Source organism: uncultured Merdimonas sp. (genome assembly GCF_963929015.1).
Classification (GTDB): domain Bacteria; phylum Bacillota; class Clostridia; order Lachnospirales; family Lachnospiraceae; genus Merdimonas.
The window spans coordinates 21,000-41,404 of record NZ_CAWVHE010000019.1; the positions used below are offsets into that span (position 1 = coordinate 21,000).

General features: G+C 52.5%; 20 protein-coding genes. 3 read left to right on the forward strand and 17 right to left on the reverse strand.

The window, feature by feature from the left end; genetic code table 11:
* Positions 1-33: 33 nt before the first annotated feature.
* From ABGT54_RS12415 to ABGT54_RS12430, 4 genes are all read right to left on the reverse strand, one after another.
* Positions 34-672, reverse strand: a complete 639-nt coding sequence (locus ABGT54_RS12415; protein WP_346664361.1) for a lactate utilization protein — start codon at positions 670-672, stop codon at positions 34-36.
* On the reverse strand, positions 669-1,151 hold the full coding sequence (locus ABGT54_RS12420; RefSeq protein WP_346664362.1) for a SprT family zinc-dependent metalloprotease: 483 nt from the start codon (positions 1,149-1,151) through the stop codon (positions 669-671). Before ABGT54_RS12420 ends, ABGT54_RS12415 begins: the two co-directional genes overlap by 4 nt.
* 162 nt (positions 1,152-1,313) lie before the next feature.
* A complete protein-coding gene (locus tag ABGT54_RS12425; RefSeq protein ID WP_346664363.1) occupies positions 1,314-2,450 on the reverse strand; it encodes a PucR family transcriptional regulator ligand-binding domain-containing protein in 1,137 nt (378 codons plus the stop codon).
* Between the two features lie 341 nt (positions 2,451-2,791).
* Positions 2,792-3,025, reverse strand: a complete 234-nt coding sequence (locus tag ABGT54_RS12430) for an HPr family phosphocarrier protein (RefSeq protein ID WP_346664364.1) — start codon at positions 3,023-3,025, stop codon at positions 2,792-2,794.
* A gap of 345 nt (positions 3,026-3,370) precedes the next feature.
* Between ABGT54_RS12430 and ABGT54_RS12435 the strand changes: the two genes are divergently transcribed.
* Positions 3,371-4,369, forward strand: a complete 999-nt coding sequence (locus ABGT54_RS12435) for an AraC family transcriptional regulator (RefSeq protein WP_346664365.1) — start codon at positions 3,371-3,373, stop codon at positions 4,367-4,369.
* A 72-nt stretch (positions 4,370-4,441) separates the two neighbouring features.
* Here ABGT54_RS12435 and ABGT54_RS12440 read toward each other — a convergent pair whose 3' ends face one another.
* The 13 genes from ABGT54_RS12440 to ABGT54_RS12500 form a co-directional block, all read right to left on the reverse strand.
* Complete coding sequence (locus tag ABGT54_RS12440; protein WP_346664366.1) at positions 4,442-4,954, reverse strand: DUF1934 domain-containing protein; 513 nt, start codon at positions 4,952-4,954, stop codon at positions 4,442-4,444.
* 8 nt (positions 4,955-4,962) lie between these two features.
* A complete protein-coding gene (murI, locus tag ABGT54_RS12445) occupies positions 4,963-5,784 on the reverse strand; it encodes a glutamate racemase (protein WP_346664367.1) in 822 nt (273 codons plus the stop codon).
* A gap of 178 nt (positions 5,785-5,962) precedes the next feature.
* A complete protein-coding gene (pfkA, locus tag ABGT54_RS12450; RefSeq protein WP_346664368.1) occupies positions 5,963-6,940 on the reverse strand; it encodes a 6-phosphofructokinase in 978 nt (325 codons plus the stop codon).
* 64 nt (positions 6,941-7,004) lie between these two features.
* Complete coding sequence (locus tag ABGT54_RS12455) at positions 7,005-10,481, reverse strand: DNA polymerase III subunit alpha (RefSeq protein ID WP_346664369.1); 3,477 nt, start codon at positions 10,479-10,481, stop codon at positions 7,005-7,007.
* Positions 10,482-10,667: 186 nt separating this feature from the next.
* A complete protein-coding gene (locus tag ABGT54_RS12460; protein ID WP_346664370.1) occupies positions 10,668-10,901 on the reverse strand; it encodes a polya polymerase in 234 nt (77 codons plus the stop codon).
* A gap of 46 nt (positions 10,902-10,947) precedes the next feature.
* A complete protein-coding gene (locus tag ABGT54_RS12465; RefSeq protein WP_346664371.1) occupies positions 10,948-11,787 on the reverse strand; it encodes a S1-like domain-containing RNA-binding protein in 840 nt (279 codons plus the stop codon).
* Positions 11,788-11,789: 2 nt separating this feature from the next.
* A complete protein-coding gene (locus ABGT54_RS12470) occupies positions 11,790-12,512 on the reverse strand; it encodes an acyl-ACP thioesterase domain-containing protein (protein WP_346664372.1) in 723 nt (240 codons plus the stop codon).
* Positions 12,509-13,684: a cation diffusion facilitator family transporter gene (locus ABGT54_RS12475; protein WP_346664373.1), complete on the reverse strand. Its 1,176-nt coding sequence runs from the start codon at positions 13,682-13,684 to the stop codon at positions 12,509-12,511. The genes ABGT54_RS12470 and ABGT54_RS12475 overlap by 4 nt, the downstream gene beginning before the upstream one ends.
* Positions 13,677-14,306, reverse strand: coding sequence for a stage II sporulation protein R (spoIIR, locus tag ABGT54_RS12480; protein WP_346664374.1), 630 nt, complete (start codon positions 14,304-14,306; stop codon positions 13,677-13,679). The genes ABGT54_RS12475 and spoIIR overlap by 8 nt, the downstream gene beginning before the upstream one ends.
* Positions 14,307-14,371: 65 nt before the next feature.
* Positions 14,372-15,055, reverse strand: coding sequence for a GntR family transcriptional regulator (locus tag ABGT54_RS12485; RefSeq protein WP_346664375.1), 684 nt, complete (start codon positions 15,053-15,055; stop codon positions 14,372-14,374).
* Between the two features lies 1 nt (position 15,056).
* On the reverse strand, positions 15,057-15,932 hold the full coding sequence (gene ispE, locus ABGT54_RS12490; protein WP_346664376.1) for a 4-(cytidine 5'-diphospho)-2-C-methyl-D-erythritol kinase: 876 nt from the start codon (positions 15,930-15,932) through the stop codon (positions 15,057-15,059).
* Between the two features lie 52 nt (positions 15,933-15,984).
* Positions 15,985-17,547, reverse strand: a complete 1,563-nt coding sequence (locus ABGT54_RS12495; RefSeq protein ID WP_346664377.1) for an SPOCS domain-containing protein — start codon at positions 17,545-17,547, stop codon at positions 15,985-15,987.
* Between the two features lie 13 nt (positions 17,548-17,560).
* On the reverse strand, positions 17,561-17,974 hold the full coding sequence (locus ABGT54_RS12500; RefSeq protein ID WP_346664378.1) for a protease complex subunit PrcB family protein: 414 nt from the start codon (positions 17,972-17,974) through the stop codon (positions 17,561-17,563).
* Between the two features lie 130 nt (positions 17,975-18,104).
* On the opposite strand from ABGT54_RS12500, the gene ABGT54_RS12505 reads away from it, so the two are divergent.
* Complete coding sequence (locus ABGT54_RS12505; RefSeq protein WP_346664379.1) at positions 18,105-18,839, forward strand: lysophospholipid acyltransferase family protein; 735 nt, start codon at positions 18,105-18,107, stop codon at positions 18,837-18,839.
* Between the two features lie 100 nt (positions 18,840-18,939).
* On the forward strand, positions 18,940-20,391 hold the full coding sequence (locus tag ABGT54_RS12510; protein ID WP_346664380.1) for a nicotinate phosphoribosyltransferase: 1,452 nt from the start codon (positions 18,940-18,942) through the stop codon (positions 20,389-20,391).
* Positions 20,392-20,405 lie beyond the last annotated feature (14 nt).

Consider the following 20,405-nt stretch of genomic DNA (forward strand, 5'->3'; position numbering starts at 1 on the left):
CCGCTTCGGCTGCCCGTTTTATTCCGGATGTTTTTAGAATCCCAGTTCGTCATTTACGAGGATTACTTTGATCCGGCCGGGGATCTTGGAAAAGCGTGTGAGCAGGATCTGACAGCAGATGGTGTCCGGGCTTTTGCAGTCATAACACATGCCGTTTTTCGCGCAGGGCGTATCGATTCCAAATCGCTGTGCGTTGATGGGCGCCGCCTCATTTCTTGCTCTGGAGAATGCGTCCTCTACCTGCTTTACTACTTTGTTCATTCCCACGATCATCAACACAGTGCGGGGACCTGCGGCGATGGCAGACACCCGGTTGGCGTAGCCGTCAATATTTACCATTACGCCGTCTTCTGTGATTGCATTTGCGCTGGCAAGATACACGTCGCAGTCGTAGGCCATGAGCTCTGCCGCCCGCTTTTCCTGCGGATTGGCTGCCGCATCCCGGTTATAAACCTGATAGTTGCCGGAACAAAGCGCGTCTTTGAGGCCAATCTCGCCCGCAGACATCGTGCCGCCCCAGGAGACCGAGCTGCCCTCCGGAATCAGCTCCAGCGCCTTTTTCAGAGCCTCTTCCCTGGTTTCCGCATAATATCCTTCCATATTCCGGGACTCAAGTCCTTTGATCACACGGGCGCCCAAAAGCGCATTTCTTTTTCTTCTGTTATCGTTCATTCGCTTCTCATCCTCCTTCTTCGATCCTTCCAGTCCGGCAAAAAGCCGGTCATCAGCTCCTGAAATCTCCGGTTGTGACTTGGCTCCAGCAGGTGGCACAGCTCGTGCACGACAATATACTCCAGGCTCTCATCCGGGTAAAAATACAGCCGGGTATTGATCCTGATCCGCCCGGTATTCACCGTGCAGCTCCCCCAGCGGGTCTTCATTTTGCGAAGCGTCCAGGCGGAGGCGTGCACGCCCATCCGGGGCTCCCATTTTGCCGCAAAAAACGCGACCCTCTCCCGCAGACGATCTCGCTGCTCTTTCGTCAGCTCCGGCTCCTCTTCCCTTCTCGCGGCGGCATTTTTCATGCGCTCCTGATGTGCCCGGATCCAGTCCAGCCGGCCTGCCACAAACTCCCGGATCCCGGCGGCCGGCGCCTGCCGCGGGGCGGTCACAAACACCCGCCCGTCCGGCGGTTTCAGATAAAGATTCACGTTCTTCACCTTGCGATATTCAACTGTAACCGGAATCTCCTCAACAAAAAATATGTTCCTCATATCATAATCATACCAGAAAAAAACGGAGTTGGGTACAGGGTAAATGACGATTTGGGACAGGGCAAATGTCAATTGGGGACGTAGACCTTTGCAAAAGGTCTACGTCCCCAATTGCAGCTGCATGATATAAAATGCTACCATGATCCGTACCCGGTTTTCGTTTGTCAGTATGTCGTACCCCAGTATTTCTTTGATTTTGCCAAGTTTGTAGGTCAGTGTGTTTTTGTGGCAGTACACGGCTTTTGCGGTGCATATGGTGCTGCAGTCGTTTTCAAAATAGGCTTTCAGGAGTGTGGTGTAGTCTGTGCCGTGGGCCTTGTCGTAGTCCAGCAGATCGCCGAGTACTTCTCGGACAAACAGGGGGTAGATGGCGGTTTCTTTGACGTCGGTGAGGATTTTGTATATGCCAAGTTCATCGTATGACAGGAAGTTTTTGGGAATGGTGGTCTTGGTCAGCTGATAAGCTGTATATGCGCTTTCGTAAGAGCGGTGGATATCTTTCATCCGTTTTACGGTGGATCCAGCGCCGATGTAGAGATTGGGGTCCTCCCGGCACAGTTCGCAGAATTCCCTTCGGATCCACTCTCCCCGATACCCGGCGGCCAGGATGGTCAGTCTTCCTTCTTCTTCGTACATCAGCGCTTTTTTCAATTTGTGCCGGAGCGTTTTCTGGATCCCTGTCAGAAGCTGGTTGCCCCCTTCGGCGTCGTAGGCGTGGCAGCTTAGGATCACCACGGTATAGGCAAGATCTCTGGAGAATCCGCTGCGTTCCAGATAATTCAGGTACAATTCTTCATTTTCGGGAAAATATATGGCGTTTTTCAAAGCTGCGATCAGGTTCGTCTCTCTTTGCTCATTTTTCAGGATGATCTCGGAAAATTTACGCATGATGTCAATGTACGGGGTTTTCCAGGAAGCCGAAAACAGGGGCAGCTTTTTTTCGTTGCACCAGTCGATCACCTCTTTGGGAAATGTTTTTCCTTCCCGCAGGGCAATGATCACGCCGCCGGCCCCCGCCTCGTTCATCGCCTCCAAAAATTCCCATAGCCAGGCCTGCGACGTATAGTTCAGTCCGGAATTAAATACCAGCTCATCACCGTAGAGAAAGGTGGACAACTCGCTCCCTTCCACGGTATGGATCCAGCTGATCATCCTGCCAAAACACGAAGTCGTATGGATCTTCACCTCATATTCCGGCCGGATCGCCTGGTATAACTCTTTTAATTCAACTGCCATCTTCTTCTCCTTTCCTGCCTGTCCTCTCCCGCCAAACCTGCTCTGTCTGCAGCTTCCTGTCATTCTTTTTATCAAATCATAACAAAATTGTGCTCCGAGCACAATATTTTTGCCAATATCTGTATGCAAATAATATTTTCAAAGCGCAAACTCTGTGTTATATTGGAATCGAAATACAAAATGTTTCTTTTTACCCCGATATTTTTGTATTTCCATCACAATCTCTAGATTATAAAAAGCAGCGTGTGAAAGCACGCTGCTTTTGCGTAACCCGAAAAAGGATCCGCCGCAGGGAAAGTGATTATTCCCGCGGCGGATCCTGTCTATAGATAAAAAAGGGGTTACAGATAACTTTGCATTGCGTGGAGCAGCTGCTCCGTGGTTGGCGAAGGGTTAGAATAAATCCGAAGGGAAAGCCCTTCCGCCTGGCTGATGGCTATGGTGCCCAGCAGTGATTTTGCGTCTACTATGCGGTTTCCGCTGGCGAGATCCATCTGGAACGGATATTCATTGGCAATTTTTACGAACTCTACCGCATCATCCGCATTCTGAAAATTAACGGGAACTTTGATCATCGGTTCACTCTCCTTTCTGACATTATTCTACAAAATCTTCAGCCGGAAATTTAGAACGGTGTTTGCTAAGATCCTGTTAATTTTTGCACCTTTCTCTCTCCCACCGCTAAAATAGCGCTCTATCCTGCAAAAAAAGCAAGGATTTCTGCAAAAATATGGTATAATGATTGCACATGAGTGCAATCCGGCCCAATTGTATTGGGCCGCCCCGCTGCGCGGGGATTCTACCGGAAATCCACTGCTTGGGAAGTAAATGCCGCCTGCGGCGTCGCTTCCTTCCCTGCGCGTGTGGTATAATGATTGCATAACCCGATGTTTTCTGCTTGCAAGAGGGATGTGAGACATTTGAATAAGGATTTATTGGAGTATCTGGAAAAAGTAAATGCACAGGAGGAGAAACTTCTCAAAGGGGAGAAGCCTGTGCTTTCTTATTTTACAAAGGACGCGGACAGCCGGATCTTTGATGCGGAATCTGTCATGACGCCCATGATTATGATCGACCTTCTGAAACAGCCCCGGTTTGTGCCGGTCCCGGCTCACACCCACAACTATCTGGAGCTGGTCTATGTGTGTAGCGGTACTTCGACCCACACCATTGACGACGGCCCGGAGCTTACCCTGGCAGAAAATGAGCTTTTATTTCTTCCTCCCGGCGTCTCCCATGCAGTCAGCGCGGCCGGTTTTCACGACATTTCTCTGAACTTCCTAATCCTGCCTGCTTTTTTGCAGTACCCCTTAAGCATGCTTCGGGAGGACACCTTGCTGCGTCGTTTTATCCTGCAGGTGTCCCGGCACGAAACGGCGGAATGTAATTTTCTGCATTTCCATCTTCAGGATATGCCGGAAGCCAAGAATCTCCTGGAAAATATGACCCGGATCCTTTTGAACCGCCGGCGCAACAGCCGCCAGATCCTTCAGGCCACCATGGGCGTGCTGCTCCTGGATCTGTCGGGCCGGGCGTATAAAATGACGGTGGGCTCGCCTTCATCCTACGAGCAGTCCATCGTTATGGACGCCCTGAATTATATTGAAACAGAATATAAAACGGCCAGCCTCGCCGATTTCTGCGATCGACAGGGCAAGCCGGATTATTATATCAGCCGCCTGATGAAGCGGTACTTTCCTTATACATTTACGCAGTATCTGCAGAAACGCAGGCTTTTGCAGGCTGCCTATCTCCTGACCGAGACAAAGGACCCTATTGAAGCCATCATTGTGGATATCGGCTATGAAAATTCCAGCCATTTTCACCGGCTCTTTAAGTCTACCTATGGCATGACTCCCGGCGAATACCGCAAAAAATTCACTATGAAGGAGTGGCCCATGTTCGAGGGCCGCGCCTGATATGGCCGCCGGTCGGGCCCGTATGAGTTCGACCGGTTCTGACCGCGCCCGGGAGAGATTGCCCGGCCGCGCCTAGGAGAAGTAGTCAGGCCGGGGGAATTTCTGCTCTGCCCCGTCCCTTTTCTCCACCGCCTCATGGCTTCGCACCTGCATGGTAATGCTGCAGTCGGCCACCTTGTCTCCGTTGACGTCCAGCTCATAGAGAATGTTCACATCGATCCTTTCTTCCGTTTCCTGCAGTTTCAGCTCTCTGGTGTGGATCCCTACAAGGAGTTCTCCGTAGGGCGTTTCATACTGGGTCATATTGATCTTGTCTTTTTCAAATGTCATATGGGTATTGGCCAGGCCGGATTTCATGATCTCCAGCATATGACTGTCTGTGATCTTGATCTTGTTTTTGATCGTTCCGGGCACGCCCTCTACCACTTCATCATACAAAATGTAATGCTTTCCATTTTTAAAATAATAGGACGCCGGAGTGATCACCTCGATGGGGCCGTCCCCGGCTTCCTCGCCTTCCTCGTCCGGGATCCCCGTCATATCATAATGAAGGCCTGATATGCTTAACAGTACGTCTTTTGTCATAATCTCACCTAATATTCCTCGATGTTGATCTGTCTGGTCGCCGCCACGTCGTAAGGCAGGATGGAGCCTGCAAATGCGGTGAACTTTTCCGCCGCGTCGCTGACATAAAACTGATATTCCCCCGGACGGCCGGAGTCGTTTAAAAGTCCCTCTTTTCCCAGGATCTCCTTTAGATCCATGGCCGTTTCATAAGCCGGATTGACAATGTGGACGTTCTCGCCAAAATATGCCATGATCCGGGAACGGAGCAGTGGATAATGGGTGCAGCCAAGGATCATGGTGTCAATGTCCGTATCTTTCATTTCCCGCAGATAGATATCGATCACTTCCTCGGTGATATGATGTCTGGCAAAGCCTTCTTCTACCAGCGGAACGAACAACGGGCAGGCTTTGCCGATCACTTCCGCATCCGGGCGCAGCCGTTTGATGACTTTGGTATAGGTCTCGCTTCGGATGGTGGCCTCTGTCCCCGCCACGCCGATGCAGCCGTTCGCCGTCTCCCGCACCGCCGCTCTGGCGCCGGGCTCGATCACGCCGATCACCGGGATCTCCACTTCCTGCCGGACCGTATCCAGCGCCAGGGCGCTGGCCGTATTGCAGGCGATCACGATGGCCTTCACTCCTTTGGTCTCTAAAAACCGGATGATCTGTCTGGAAAATCGGATGATATTATTTTTGGATTTGCTTCCGTATGGCACCCTTGCCGTATCTCCGAAATACACCACGTTTTCCTCCGGGAGCTGGCGCATGATCTCCCTGGCCACAGTTAATCCCCCTACGCCGGAGTCAAAGACTCCCACCGGCGCGTATTTTCTATCGATATTCCCCACGTTATCTGTCTCCTTCTGATCCTTTGTCCTGGTGTGTCCTGAATCTTTTCTATCCATTGTAAATGTTCGGGCGCAGAAATTCAAGCCATTCACCAAAGAAAGGCAGTACAGTTTCCTGTCTCTGCCTTTCCATACTCTGCATGACTGACGCTCTTACGGGCGCGCCGCCCGCGCTGTTCTAAAGAGCCAGGGCCTTTGCCACGTCGTACTGGTACTGTGGAATGCTCTTTTTCATGCTGAGCGCTTCATTAATATCAAAGTCTACATATTCTCCGTGACGGTATCCTACCACCCGGTTGGACTTTCCTTCCACCAGAAGGTCTACCGCCATCGCTCCCATGATGGACGCGTACACACGATCCTTGCAGGTGGGGCTTCCGCCGCGCTGCATGTGGCCGATGATGGTGGCTCTGGTCTCCATGCCGGTGGCTTCCTCAATCCGCTTTGCCATGTTGATGGAGTCGCCGATGCCTTCTGCATTAATGATGATATAGTTTTTCTTGCCGCGCTTTCTGCACTCCTGGATGTCCGCTACGATCGCGGCCTCGTCATAGTCGTGCTCCTCCGGCATCAGGATCCTCTCTGCGCCGTTGGCGATTCCGCACCACAGGGCGAGGTATCCGGCGTCTCTTCCCATTACTTCGATGATGGAACATCTCTCATGGGAAGTGGAAGTATCGCGGACTTTGTCGATGGCTTCCATCGCTGTATTTACCGCCGTGTCAAATCCGATGGTATATTCGGTACAGGCAATGTCCAGATCGATGGTTCCCGGGATCCCTACGGTATTTACGCCCAGATGCGCCAGCTTCTGCGCTCCGGCAAAGGATCCGTCTCCTCCGATCACCACAAGCCCGTCTATCCCATATTTCTTACAGATCGCCGCCGCCATCTGCTGCCCTTCCTCGGTCCGCATCTCATCGCATCTTGCGGTCTGAAGGATGGTGCCTCCGCGCTGGATGGTGTCAGATACATCTCTGGCGGACAGATCAATGATCTCTTCATTCAATAATCCCTGGTAGCCTTTCCGAATACCTCTGACCTTTAAACCTTTTCCTAATCCGCTCCTGACTACCGCGCGGATGGCTGCGTTCATTCCGGGCGCGTCGCCGCCGCTTGTCAGAACTCCGATTGTCCGAATTATTTTCTGTGCCATGGTGAATTCCTCCATTGTATTCATTCTGATAATTACTACCGATATCGAAAATATTTTATCGTAATTACCTGTGGTTTTCAATGGGTTTTTCTATCAGTTTTACACAAGCTTCGCCCAGATAATTCGTCAACCTGCTCAACAATATCTTGTCTGCCGTTACATTTCTCCCTGCCGGAAGCCGTTTGACCGCCTTTTCTTTTTTGCAGTAGATGATCACCGGATCATTTCCTTCGGAATCTGCCAGGATGTCAAACAGGTCCTGTTCTTTTGCCAGATACTCCGCCTTGTCCGGGTACTGGAGCCACAGTTCCTTCCTGGTCTGGTCAAAGGGGATCACCCGCTCGCAGATCAGTTTGGCCGGGGCGTCTTCTTCTTCCGAGACCCTTCCCCGGATAAAGACTTTTCCGTCTTCTTCCAGATATTGCTGGTAAGCTTCGTAATCTTTGGGAAATACGATGACTTCCACACTGCCTGCCAGATCCTCCAGGGTGAGGAAGGCCATGACCTTGTTGTTCTTGGTGTATTTGATAGTCTTGCCCGTGATCATGCCGCCCACCGTTTCTCTTGCGCCGTCGCTGACTCTGGCCCTGCCTGTCTCCTCATCCAGCTGAAACTCCAGGGTGGTACGGCTGATGTTTTTCTTCCATTTTTCCTCGTATTCTTCCAGCGGATGACCGCTTAAGTAGACGCCCAGCACTTCCTTTTCAAAGGCAAATCTGGTCTCTTTTTCGTATTCCCCCACATCGGGAAGGGGAATGTCAAACTCTGCCTTCTGGTCGTCAGAGACCATGTCAAAGAGGGACATCTGCCCGGTCATGGAGTATTTCCGCTCCCGGTTTACCTGATCCATGATCTGGAGATAGATGACCATAAACTGTTTTCTGGTGCCTCCCAGGCTGTCGAAGGCCCCGGACTTGATGAAGCTTTCAATGGTCCGTTTGTTGACCTCTTTTCCGGAGAGTCTCTCTATGAAGTCTTTGAGATTCTTGTATTCTCCCCTTGCCCCTCTCTCCTCGATGATGGCTCTGATCACCGGCCGGCCGATGCTCTTGATGGCCGCCAGGCCGTAGCGGATCCTTCCCTCATCTACAGAGAAGTTGCCCACCCCTTTATTGATGTCCGGAGGCAGGATCTCGATGCCCATCTGGCGGCAGGTGTAAATGTATTCTGACACTTTGCCGGAGTTGTCGATGACAGAAGTCATCAGGGCCGCCATAAATTCCACCGGGTAATAATACTTCAGCCAGGCGGTCTGGTAGGCTACCACCGCATAGGCCGCAGCGTGGGATTTGTTAAAAGCATATTTGGCAAAGTCGATCATCTCGTCATAGATCTGGTTGGCGGTCTTTTCATCGATCCCGTTGGCGATACAGCCGGGCACGTTCTCCTCAGGATTGCCATAGACAAAGTTCTGCCGTTCTTTCTGCATGACATCGCCTTTTTTCTTGGACATGGCCCTTCGCAGAAGGTCGCTTCGGCCCAGGGTATACCCGGCCAGATCCCGGACGATCTGCATGACCTGCTCCTGGTAGACGATACAGCCGTAGGTAGGCGCAAGGATCGGCTCCAGCTGGAGGCAGTCGTAGGTGATCAGCTCCGGATGGTTCTTTCCTTTGATATATTTGGGAATGAAGTCCATGGGGCCCGGCCGGTACAGGGAGATCCCCGCAATAATGTCCTCCAGGCTCTGCGGCTTTAATTCCTTCATGAAGCTTTTCATGCCCGCGCTCTCCAGCTGAAATACGCCGTCTGTCTTTCCGGAACCTATGGAGGCAAGAACTTCTTTATCGTCATAGTCTATCTTGTTGACGTCAATCTCACGACCGCTGCTAAGGGAGGCCAGCTTCTGGGCGTCCTGGATCACCGTCAGCGTCCGAAGCCCCAGGAAATCCATCTTGAGAAGCCCCAGTTCCTCCAGTGTGGTCATGGTAAACTGGGTGGTGACAGAGCCGTCGGATCCCAGGGAAAGGGGGACGAATTCATCAATGGCCTTCTGGCCGATGACCACGCCCGCCGCGTGCATGGAGGTGTGTCTTGGCAGTCCTTCCAGCCGCCGGGACATATCGATCAGCTCCCGGACCTGCTCGTCCTCCTGATAGAGCTTTTTCAACTCCGGGTTCATGGTCAGCGCCCGGTCCAGAGTGATATTCAGTTCTCCGGGAACCATCTTTGCGATGCTGTCCACATATCCGTAAGGCAGATCCATGACCCGTCCCACATCCCGGATCACACCCTTTGCCGCCAGGGTACCGAAGGTAACGATCTGCACCACCCGGTCGGATCCGTATTTTTGCACTACATAGTCGATGACTTCCTGCCTGCGCTCAAAGCAGAAATCCACGTCAATATCCGGCATGGACACCCGTTCCGGGTTCAGGAACCGCTCAAAGAGCAGCTGATATTTGATGGGATCAATACTGGTGATCCCCAGGCAGTAGGATACGATGCTGCCGGCGGCGGATCCTCTGCCCGGCCCTACCATGATGCCCCGGATCCTGGCATAATTGATAAAGTCCCAGACGATCAGGAAATAATCCACATATCCCATGGAGCGGATGGTGGACAGTTCGTAGGAAAGTCTCTCTTCCAGTTCGCTTCCTCCGTCCGGATACCGGTTTTTCAGCCCGTCATAACAGAGTTTCTTAAGATATTCCCAGGAAGTGTAGCCTTCCGGCACGTCATATTTTGGCAGCTTGGTCACGCCAAATTCAATCTCTACCTGGCACCGGTCGGCGATCCGCTGGGTGTTCTGAAGAGCCTGCAGGGCATAAGGGAACAGCTCCCGCATCTCTTCTTCGGATTTGATATAATACTGGCCGCCCTCGTAGCGCATCCGGTCTTCATCTGCCAGTTTTTTTCCGGTCTGGAGGCACAGAAGGATGTCGTGCGGCTTTTCATCTTCCGCATAAGTGTAGTGGACGTCGTTGGTGGCAACCAGCTCGATCCCGGTCTCCTGCGACATCCTTAGCAGGGACTGATTGACCAGCCGCTGCTCGGGCATGCCGTGATCCTGCAGTTCCAGGAAGAAATTGCCCTCGCCGAAGATCTCCTGATACCGAAGGGCCGCCGCCCTGCCTTCCTCGTACATTCCCCGGAGGATGTTCTTTTGCACTTCTCCGGCCAGACAGGCGCTAAGGGCGATGATCCCTTCGTGGTACTCCTTCAGCAGTTCCAGATCCACCCTGGGCTTATAGTAATAGCCCTCTGTAAATCCCCGGGACACGATCTTCATCAGGTTGTGATAGCCCTGGTTATTTTCTGCCAGGAGCACCAGGTGATAATACCGGTCTTCCCTGGCGCTTCCCGGTTCTTTGTCAAACCGGCTCCCTGGCGCCACATAGACTTCGCAGCCGAGGATGGGACGGATGCCGGCCGCCCTGGCCGCCTTGTAAAAGTCGATGACTCCGTACATAACGCCGTGATCTGTGATGGCCACACTGTCCATGCCAAGTTCTTTGACTCTTGCGATACATTCTTTGATTTTATTGGATCCGTCCAGAAGACTGTACTCCGTGTGGACGTGAAGATGTACAAAACTCATATCTTTCCTGCTTTCCCTGTCATTTGTCGGCGGCCTTCCGGCCAGGCCTTTGCTTTCTTTTCTGGTATCATCATAACAAAAATACGGTCTGCGGTCAAAAAAATCCGCCGGAAAACAGGATCTTTTTCCAGCGGATCTAAGGTCTTATGCTCTTGGATGTTTCCGGTCGTTTCCCGGCGGCTCTGCCTAGCCGTTCACCATGAATTTCACCAGTTTGTCGATATCCTCGCTCTCATAGGCAACGATCTCCAGCTCCGGGATCTCTCCGCCGGAGAAGATGTTTGCCATGGACACATACTGGGACAGCTTGGACTTCAGGTTCAGTCTGTCGCCCTCTCCGGTTACCAGTTCTACTTTGCCTTTGCAGGAATCTACTACTTGAAAAAACTTATCAATGTCTGTAATATTCTGTACTTTCATGTAATTGGTCTCCTTTCCAATTCTTACCTTTCGCCTTTATTATATCTTATTTATGCAGAATTTCAATCCTTTTTTCTGTGATCCTGACCCTGCCGGCTTTCAAAAGACGCCCCACAGCCCGCTTGAACGCGTTCTTACTCATGCCGAACTCTTTTGTGATCAGCTCCGGGTCCGCCTTGTCGGTAAATGGCAGGCTTCCCCCGTATTCTTCCATCCTGGCAATGATCTTGTCTGCGTCTGCGTCCATCTGCAGATAGGCTTTTTCCCGGACGCTTAGATCCATCTTTCCGTCTGGTTTTACCTGTACCACCCGGCAGGCAATCCTGTCTCCTACTTTCAGGTCTCCAAAGGCCTCTCTTCTGGGGATCAGAGCGCTGTAACAGTCATCCACTGCCACAAAGACGCCGAAGCGGTCGCTGATCTCATAGATGATGCCCTCCACATGGTCGTCTTTCTTATAGGGCGAATCTGTGCGGAGCAGGTCGTAGACCTTCATGGTCCCGCACAGCCGGCCCGACTTGTCAATATAGAGGCCCACCAGCACCTCATCGCCTTTTCTGACCCTTGCGGTCTGTTCTTTAAAAGGCAGGAGCAGATCTTTTTCCAGTCCCCAGTCAAGGAAGGCGCCGATCTTTCCGGTATCCGCCACCTTCAGGGCCTTCACCTCTCCCAGGGTGATCTTTGGCTCCCGGGTGGTGGCGATCAGGCGGTCGCTGGAGTCTTTGTAGAGAAAGACCTCCACCGGATCGCCGATCTCAAGACCTGCCGGCACCTGCTTTGCAGGAAGCAGGACTCTTTCTTCCCGATTCCCCAGGTACATGCCGAACTCTACTTTTTTTACTGCCATTAATCTTTGCTTTTTTCCTAATCCGTCTGCTAATGCCATACTTATCTCCTCTTAAACTCTACCAGGGCGTAGGGACTTCCTTTTGCGTCGCACAGCTCCACTACCTCCCGGTTCTCTTCTTTCGCGTATCTGGGGTAGATCCGGTCCCCGAAAACGGCTGATTTTTTGTACTCCGCCCGCATTTTGACCACTTCCTGCGGCGCGGGGATAAATTCCAGCGCCATCTGTACATACTGGCAGTTGTTGACGTGTTCGTTGGTGTCAATGTGATAGCGGCGCACCGGGAAATCCGGCTGCTCTATGGCTTCTTTTGGAAGCCGGATCTTGCGGGGCGCATATTCTTTTTCCAGAGGTTCTCCATACCCGTAGCGCTCCGCCTCTTCCGGGTCCACCCTGGCCGGGCGGCCTTTTTCCATATCCATGTAGACCCACACGCTGTATGCCCAGGCAGCGATCTGTCCGTCCGGGGTCTCCATGCAGAAGTTCCGGTAGCCGTAGAGGCCTTCAAAGCCGCAGGCCCAGGTTCTGACCCGGATCTCTTCTCCAAGCTTCGGGTAACGCTCCACTTCTACCTGCCAGGAGGATAATACCCAGCCCCTTGCCCGCTCCCGGCAGGCGTCGATCCCGCACCCTAAGGCATCGGACTGAAAAGTGCTGCAGTCCTGGAAATAATTGATGATCGCCGGCAGTGTGATCCTCTGGTGATGATCCGCCTCACTGAACCGGATCCTGCTCGCAAACTGGTATTCATTCTCTCGTCTCATTTTCCTATGTAACTCCTTTCCACCGTGATCACACACTGATAGTTTTCTCCGGTCAGCTTAAGAAGGCTGGACACGGATCGCTTCAGGTCTTCCTGTTTCTTTTCATCATACTCAAAAGGCACCACCATGTCAAAGATCAGGTTGTTCTGTTCTTTGCCGCTGACCATGCGGAAATCATGGATGGACACCGCCGGATCCAGGGCCTCCAGGATCTGTACCACTTTCTGCCGGACTTCCAGTACTTTTGCGTCTCTCGTCTCTACCGGATCCATGTGGATCACCAGAAAGATCCCCAGCTTTTTCGCCGCTTCCCGCTCGATCCGGTCAATGATCTCATGGGAGATCTCCACATCCACGTCATTTGGCACCTCGGCATGGATGGACGCCATGCTCCTTCCTGGCCCATAATTATGTACGATCAGGTCGTGGCTTCCCACAACCCCGTCATAGCTTTCTACAAACCGGCTGATCCGGTCGTACTCTTCCGGCGTGACCGCCTCTCCAAGCAGAGGCTCCAGGGTATCTCTAGCGATGCCGACTCCAGCCCACATCACCACCAGTGATACCAGAAGTCCCACCACGCCGTCCACATTCTGGCCGGTAAAATGAAAGACCAGAAGGGAAGCGATGGTGGCCGACGTGGTGATCACATCGCCCATGGCGTCTGTGGCTGTCGCCAGCATGACTTTGGAATCGATCCGTTTTCCCAGCTTCCGGTTAAAATACGCCATCCACAACTTGACCCCGATAGACAGGATCAGGATCGCCACCGAGAGCATCTGAAACTTCATTTCCTGCGGATCCAGGATCTTGCCGACAGCCTCTTTGAAAAAAGTAAATCCGATCTCCAGCACCAGAAAGGCCACCACCAGAGCCGCGATGTATTCGAGCCTTCCGTGGCCGAAGGGATGCTCCCTGTCCGCCGGTTTTTCAGCCATTTTTACACCCACGAGCCCTACCACGGAGGAGCCTGCGTCCGACAGATTGTTAAAGGCGTCCGCCGTGACAGAAAGGCTGTGGAGAAACATGCCGATGCTGCCCTTTACCAGAAAGAGCAGCACATTACAGAAGATGCCTGTGACGCTGGCCAGTACTCCGTAAGCGGTACGGACGGACACCTTCTCTACTTCTTCGTAGTCTTTTACGAATTTTTTTACTAAAAAATCAGTCATTCCAACTGCCTCCAAAAAAGAACCATTTGATCTTAAACTTCGTGGATGCAGTGATCATCTCGTATTCTTCCGGGGTCAGAGCCTCTCTTAACTCTTTTTTCCCCTCTTTATCCACCACCGCACACACGGAATCTGTAAAACATAAGCCCGGATACAGTACGCACCACCAGTTCTGTCCTCTGCCTTCTCCCAGGCGGACCGTAAGGGCCCGGTATGTCCCCGCCGGAAACAAAAGATCGCCGTAACGCTTGTCCGGGAAATAACATGCGCCCACCCGGGCGCAGGCGCCGTAGGCGTAGCCTTCTTCTCGGATCACCTTTTCTGCCGTCTTCTCAATCTCTCTTAGGTGGGAAGCGGCCCATTGTTCCGTGGCTTTGGCGCTTCTGTGGTCCATTCCCCGCATGTCCTTTTTCATCTCCTGCAGGATGGCGTCCCGCACCTTCAGCTTGACCTCCTGGTCCTCTCTGCGGTCGCTGTCCGCCACTACATGAAAGCGGAAAACCTCTTCTGCCAGCGCTTCCCGGGTCTTTTCCATCCCGGCCTCCACCTCGCCGGCTCTTAACGCCATGACCGCCAGGAACGCGATCAGCACCGCGGCGGTGATACATACTTGTTTCTTCATCAGCTTCTGTCCCCTCTCTGGATGATCTATCCAGAGTTTTGACCGAAGCTTTGCTCTTTATACACTTATTCTCCGTGTTTGGTCCGGATCACATCGGTGACCACCACCGCCTGATTCTCGATATGGCGTCCCACGATCTTTGCCGCCGTCTCCTTATCCTTTTTTTCGATCTGGCGGATGATCTCTTCATGCTCGGCGATCAGACGGTCGTGCGCTTCCTTTCGCTTCAGACACTCTACCCGGTAACGGTACATCTGCTCTCTTAGGTTGTTCAACAGCTGGATGAGCTTCTGATTGCCTGTGGACATGTAAATGATATCATGAAACCGCACGTCTGCCTCTGCCACTTCAGTCACGTCATTGCTTGTCTTTAAGATACGCTGAAATTCATCCGCCGCCTCATGAAGCCTGCGGATCCCTTCCCCGGAGATCTTTTCACAGCACAGTCTTACGGCCAGTTCTTCCAGGGCTTTACGAACCTCCAGCACGTCGTTCAGACTTTTTTCGGTAATATCCGCCACCTCTGCGCCTTTTCGCGGGATCATCAGCACCAGGCCTTCCAGCTCCAGCTTTCTGATGGCCTCCCGGATCGGCGTCCGGCTCACGCCCAGCTTGTTGGCCAGCTGGACCTCCATCAGACGCTCGCCCGGCTTTAACTCTCCCCTTAAGATCGCCTGGCGCAGTGTGTTAAACACCACGTCCCGCAGGGGCAGATATTCGTTCATATTTACAGTGAAATTAGTCTCCATGCTACTTCCTCCTCGCATTATGTACATTGGTCACATACACCTGCTTTGCAAGTCCTGCTTCTCTTATCTTCTGCGCCGCCTTCTTTGCCCGGCTTTTTTCCGTAAAGATCCCAAAGACCGTAGGCCCGCTGCCGCTCATCATGGCATTTAAGGCTCCTGCTTCTTTCATGCTGGCCTTGATCTTTTCGATCACCGGATACTCCGGCACTGTCACCTGTTCCAGTACATTTCCCATGCAGGAGGCGATCTTCCTTAGATCCCCCGCTTCCAGACCGCTTACGATTCCGTCGATATCGGGGTGAACTGCCACCGGTGTTTCATCCAGTTTATCGTATACCCGTCTGGTTGAAACGCTGACCGGAGGCTTTGCCACCACGATCTGGCATCTGGGCATGGCCGGCAGGGGCGTCAGCTTTTCGCCGATCCCCTCTGCCAGCGCCGTCCCCCGGAGAATACAGTAGGGAACGTCCGCGCCCAGCGAAACGCCCCGCTTCATCAGTTCTTCCGTGGAAAGACCCAGGCCGAACATCCGGTTGAGCCCGTAGAGTACAGCCGCTGCGTCTGAACTTCCGCCCGCCATTCCCGCGGCCACGGGGATATGTTTGGCAAGCGTGATCTTTACGCCCTCCCGGATCCCGAACTCTTCCAGCAGAAGATCGGCTGCCCGGCAGGCCAGGTTATTTTTATCAGTAGGAAGATAAAACAGATTTGAAGAAAGTTCTGTACCTGGAGTTTCCTTTTTTTCCAGGCGGATCTGGTCATAAATATATACGGTCTGCATGATCATCCGCACCTCATGGTAACCGTCCGGGCGTTTTCCCAGAACGTCCAGTCCCAGATTGATCTTCCCAAGTGCATTCAACTCGATATTATCCATCCGTTATTCTCTCCTGTTCTTTATCTTATGCTGTATCTTGTATACAGTGTACTCATAGTATACTCATATTCTCTTTAAAAATCAATAATTTGTCTCCGGATTTTATTTCCTCTGTCTGAAGGTCGTTGACCTTGCGGATATTTTCTTCTGTGGTCTGATATTTTTTCGCCAGATCCCAGAGGCAGTCCCCGGGCTGCACCAGATACCCCACCAGCCCCGGACGGTTTTCCACCTCCTGCGGATCTGCAGGACTGATCCCGATCTCTTCTACCTGGCAGATGGATACGGGACGCCTGAACATACAGTGAAAGCCGAGCAATGCGCGGATCTCCATCTCTTCGCCGCCCAGGAGGCTGACGGAGAGCTGCTCCACCGTCTTTGTCAGATGATACCTTCCTTCGTTTTCCAGATGGGCGCACTCCAGCACATGGGAGAAGGGGATCATGCCCTGCCAGCTGTCAACGGGGCAGAGGACGTCGTCCTTAAGGTAGAGCACGCAGACGTGAAGGACCCCTTCCACCAGAAGTCCTTCTTGGGTCTCCCGGATGGTCTCTGTCTCTATCCGTCCGCTGCTGTGGCACACTTTCAGGATCTGGTCTTTGATTTCGGGAAGGGAGAGGGTTTCGGACACCTTGCACCTGGAATCGTTCTGGAGCAGCAGCTGCTCTGCGCTCTCTTCTCTTTTCTTCGGCGTGCAGACTGCGCCTGTGGCGTAGACGTCCGCCAGATAGCGTACCGTTCTCTCCCTGCTGACCACAAACCGCACTTCCAGGGCTGCATCCAGGGCAAAGATCCGCATTTCCCCGTCTTCGTCCATTTTTAATTCTATGTTCCCCTCTGTAAGCTCCGGCCAGACCTGCCGGTACATGGACGCTTCCCCTCCGGCGCAGGCAAGGCTTCCTTCAAAGGGAACGGCTCTCCTTACAGCGTGAAGCTCTCCTTCCGGCCCTGCATAGAGGCAGAACACCAGAAGTTCTCCTCTGACCCGCAGCGCGTCCTGCTCCATCCTGGCGTCAAATTTCTGAAGGGAAACATCGCTCCACAGAAGCGCCTCGATGGGTTCCCCGGAATCGTCCGCCCTCACCTCTTCCCGGATGCGGAGCAGGTCTTTTTTGATGGTATGTACATCCAGCACCTGTGTTTCCTCGTATTTTTTACAGAGGTCTGTCTGTGCCTCTTCGACGTCTGTGGTGATCCGAAGCTCTCTGCAGCCTTCACTGTACGCCTGAAGGGTGGCCGCGCTTCTGATCTCCAGTTTGCGGGAGTGGATCACGGACGCGGTCACTTCCAGGCCAGCTACGGCAACGCGGATGTTTTCCAGATCCTTTCTCTTCATCCGGATTCTTTCCTCAAAGGGAAATGCTCCTTTTACCTGTGCCGCCGGATAGCTGCCGCCTTCCGCCAGATACAGGATCTTTACCTCCAGCTTCCCGGTCACACGCAGATCCTGTTCTTCCATCTGCAGATCTTCCACGCGGATCTTTCCTTCTGCCAGGATCACTTTTTTTACGTCCGGCTCAGCATCCGGCACGTTGAGGTCAAAGTCCAGATAGAACGGATCCTGTCCGGCTTCTTCCTGCTGATACGCCTGTATGTTTTCTGTCTGATATTCCATGTTGTTTCCCTCCTCACTGAAATAGAACCGGTTTGTCGGTATACTCCATTTTTAATGCGATCCAGGGCCAGGTGGACGCATCCGCGGCCGTTTCGTCCTTCTCCGGTCCCAGAAGAGTCGTCTCCACCACCACTGCCGTTTCAGACTCGTAGCAATCTGTCACCTGCACGCTGTACCCGCCTGTGTCCTGCTCCTCATAAGCTTTTACGGCATAGAGGATCCCCTGATCCCCGTATGAGAATTCTGCCGGCTTTCCTTCTTCCTCCCGGATCATTTCCCGCAATTCTTCCGGCAGCTTTTCTTTGTCCGCCAGGGTATACTCTATGTCCCGGATCCTTTCTGCATCCATCCTTTGCAGGGAACACCCGGCCAGGACCGGGACCAGCAGAGAAACCCACAGAGCCGCAACCGTTATTTTTCTTCTCATCCGGCCTCCCGGAACTGCTTTTCTCCTTATTATCATACACACTGCTACTAGGAAAAATACCAGAAATGTGTTATCATAAGCAGGAAATATCTGTTGAGAAACAAAAGAATATATGTGAGAGGTTTACCAAATGATAAGATTTCTGATCATCGCTATTTTATTATTTCTGTACCTGATCCTTGGCATCCCCGTGCTCATCGTGGAGCATTTTCTTGCAAAGAAGGATCAGGAGGCCAGCGACTACCGGTGCCTTAGGCTGGTCCAGTGGATGTTCCGGGTCATGCTCAGGGTGTCCGGTGTGGAGGTGACGGTCATCGGGGAAGAAAACGTGCCGGATGAACCGGTGCTGTTTATCGGCAACCACCGCAGCTACTTCGACATCCTTCTGACTTATTCAAGATGCCGGCGCAGGACCGGATATATCGCCAAAAAAGAGATGCTGCGCTATCCGCTTCTTAAGGACTGGATGAAACGGCTGTACTGCCTCTTCCTGGACCGGTCTGCCCCCAGGGAGGGCTTAAAGACGATCCTGACCGCCATCGACTATGTAAAAAACGGGATCTCCATCTGCATTTTCCCGGAAGGGACCCGCAATACCGGCGAGGAGTTAAGTCTCCTTCCCTTCCACAGCGGTTCCTTTAAAATCGCGGAGAAGAGCGGATGCCCCATCGTCCCCATCAGTCTGAACAATACGGCGGAGATGTTTGAAAACCATCTCCCCAGGGTAAAAAAGACCAGAGTCATTCTTGAATACGGTACCCCGATCCGCCTAAGCGAGATGGACAAAGAACAGCGGAAACGGATCGGCAGCTACTGTCAGGATCTGATCCAGGAAACGATCCGCAAAAACCAGGCTCTCCTCTAAAAAGAGTCTGGTTTTTCTTTTACTTTTGTCCCGACTGATGCTATAATAAACGAAATGTATACGAAACAGCTTCCCTGCTGTAGAAAAGGAGGGTTCAATCATGAATAAACAGGATCTGACTCTGTTGACAGACTTGTATGAATTGACCATGATGCAGGGATATTACGTCAAAGGCCAGAATGAAAAAGTGATCTTTGACGTATTTTTCCGCGCCAATCCATGCAACAACGGATATTCGATCTGTGCCGGGCTGGAACAGGTGATCGACTATATTAAAAACCTGAACTTTACTTACGAGGATGTGGACTATCTGAGAGGTCTTGGCATCTTCAGCGAAGACTTTCTTCATTATTTAAGCGGCTTTCATTTCAGCGGCGACATCTACGCCATCCCGGAGGGAAGCGTGATCTTCCCCAAAGAGCCGATCTTAAAGGTGATCGCCCCCATTATGGAGGCCCAGCTTGTGGAGACTGCCATCCTGACCATCTTAAACCACCAGTGCCTGATCGCCACCAAAGCTTCCCGCGTGGTCTACGCGGCGGACGGAGACGGGATCATGGAATTTGGGCTCCGCAGGGCCCAGGGGCCGGACGCCGGTCTTTATGGCGCAAGGGCGGCTATCATCGGCGGCTGCGTAGGCACTTCCAACGTACTGGCCGGGCAGCTCTTTGACGTGCCGGTCATGGGAACCCATGCCCACAGCTGGATCATGAGTTTCCCGGATGAATATACGGCTTTCAAAGCCTATGCAGACCTCTATCCGGATAACTGTACGCTTCTGGTGGACACTTACGACACATTAAAGTCCGGCGTTCCAAACGCCATCCGTGTCTTCCGTGAATTTAAAGAATCCGGCCGGAAATTCGGCAAATACGGCATCCGCCTGGACAGCGGCGACCTGGCTTATCTGTCCAAACAGGCGAGAAAGATGCTGGATGAAGCCGGTTTTACGGACGCCACGATCACTGCTTCCAATGATCTGGACGAGTATCTCCTCCATGATCTGAAGATGCAGGGCGCGGCCATCAATTCCTGGGGCGTGGGCACACACCTGATCACCTCCAAGGACTGCCCGTCTTTTGGCGGCGTCTATAAGCTGGCGGCGATCCAGAACAGCGACGGGGAATTTATCCCCAAGATCAAGATCTCTGAAAATACAGAGAAGATCACCAACCCGGGAAATAAAACCATTTACCGTGTCTATGAGAAGGATTCCGGCAAGGTAAAGGCAGACCTGATCTGCTTCGCAGACGAGACCTTTGATCCTTCTAAGGACATGCTCCTTTTCGATCCGATCGAGACCTGGAAAAAGACGAAGATGCCCGGCGGTTCCTATACCCTGCGGGAAATGATGGTTCCCGTTTTCCGAAACGGCGAGTGCATCTACCAGTCTCCCAGTGTAAAGGAGATCGCCGACTACTGCCGGCAGGAAAAGGAAACCCTGTGGGAAGAGACCAAGCGCCTCTTCTACCCGCACCAGATTTATGTGGATCTTTCTCCCCGTCTCTATGACGTGAAGAAGAATCTTCTGGATCAGGTGAACAAAGCATAATGATATAAGATAAC

Coding starts and splice junctions, on each gene's coding strand:
- ABGT54_RS12415 (WP_346664361.1), bottom strand. CDS start 672: ATGAACGATAACAGAAGAAAAAGAAATGCGCTTTTGGGCGCCCGTGTG.
- ABGT54_RS12425 (WP_346664363.1), bottom strand. CDS start 2,450: ATGGCAGTTGAATTAAAAGAGTTATACCAGGCGATCCGGCCGGAATAT.
- ABGT54_RS12430 (WP_346664364.1), bottom strand. CDS start 3,025: ATGATCAAAGTTCCCGTTAATTTTCAGAATGCGGATGATGCGGTAGAG.
- ABGT54_RS12440 (WP_346664366.1), bottom strand. CDS start 4,954: ATGACAAAAGACGTACTGTTAAGCATATCAGGCCTTCATTATGATATG.
- pfkA (WP_346664368.1), bottom strand. CDS start 6,940: ATGGCACAGAAAATAATTCGGACAATCGGAGTTCTGACAAGCGGCGGC.
- ABGT54_RS12455 (WP_346664369.1), bottom strand. CDS start 10,481: ATGAGTTTTGTACATCTTCACGTCCACACGGAGTACAGTCTTCTGGAC.
- ABGT54_RS12460 (WP_346664370.1), bottom strand. CDS start 10,901: ATGAAAGTACAGAATATTACAGACATTGATAAGTTTTTTCAAGTAGTA.
- ABGT54_RS12465 (WP_346664371.1), bottom strand. CDS start 11,787: ATGGCATTAGCAGACGGATTAGGAAAAAAGCAAAGATTAATGGCAGTA.
- ABGT54_RS12470 (WP_346664372.1), bottom strand. CDS start 12,512: ATGAGACGAGAGAATGAATACCAGTTTGCGAGCAGGATCCGGTTCAGT.
- ABGT54_RS12475 (WP_346664373.1), bottom strand. CDS start 13,684: ATGACTGATTTTTTAGTAAAAAAATTCGTAAAAGACTACGAAGAAGTA.
- spoIIR (WP_346664374.1), bottom strand. CDS start 14,306: ATGAAGAAACAAGTATGTATCACCGCCGCGGTGCTGATCGCGTTCCTG.
- ABGT54_RS12485 (WP_346664375.1), bottom strand. CDS start 15,055: ATGGAGACTAATTTCACTGTAAATATGAACGAATATCTGCCCCTGCGG.
- ispE (WP_346664376.1), bottom strand. CDS start 15,932: ATGGATAATATCGAGTTGAATGCACTTGGGAAGATCAATCTGGGACTG.
- ABGT54_RS12495 (WP_346664377.1), bottom strand. CDS start 17,547: ATGGAATATCAGACAGAAAACATACAGGCGTATCAGCAGGAAGAAGCC.
- ABGT54_RS12500 (WP_346664378.1), bottom strand. CDS start 17,974: ATGAGAAGAAAAATAACGGTTGCGGCTCTGTGGGTTTCTCTGCTGGTC.
- ABGT54_RS12505 (WP_346664379.1), top strand. CDS start 18,105: ATGATAAGATTTCTGATCATCGCTATTTTATTATTTCTGTACCTGATC.
- ABGT54_RS12510 (WP_346664380.1), top strand. CDS start 18,940: ATGAATAAACAGGATCTGACTCTGTTGACAGACTTGTATGAATTGACC.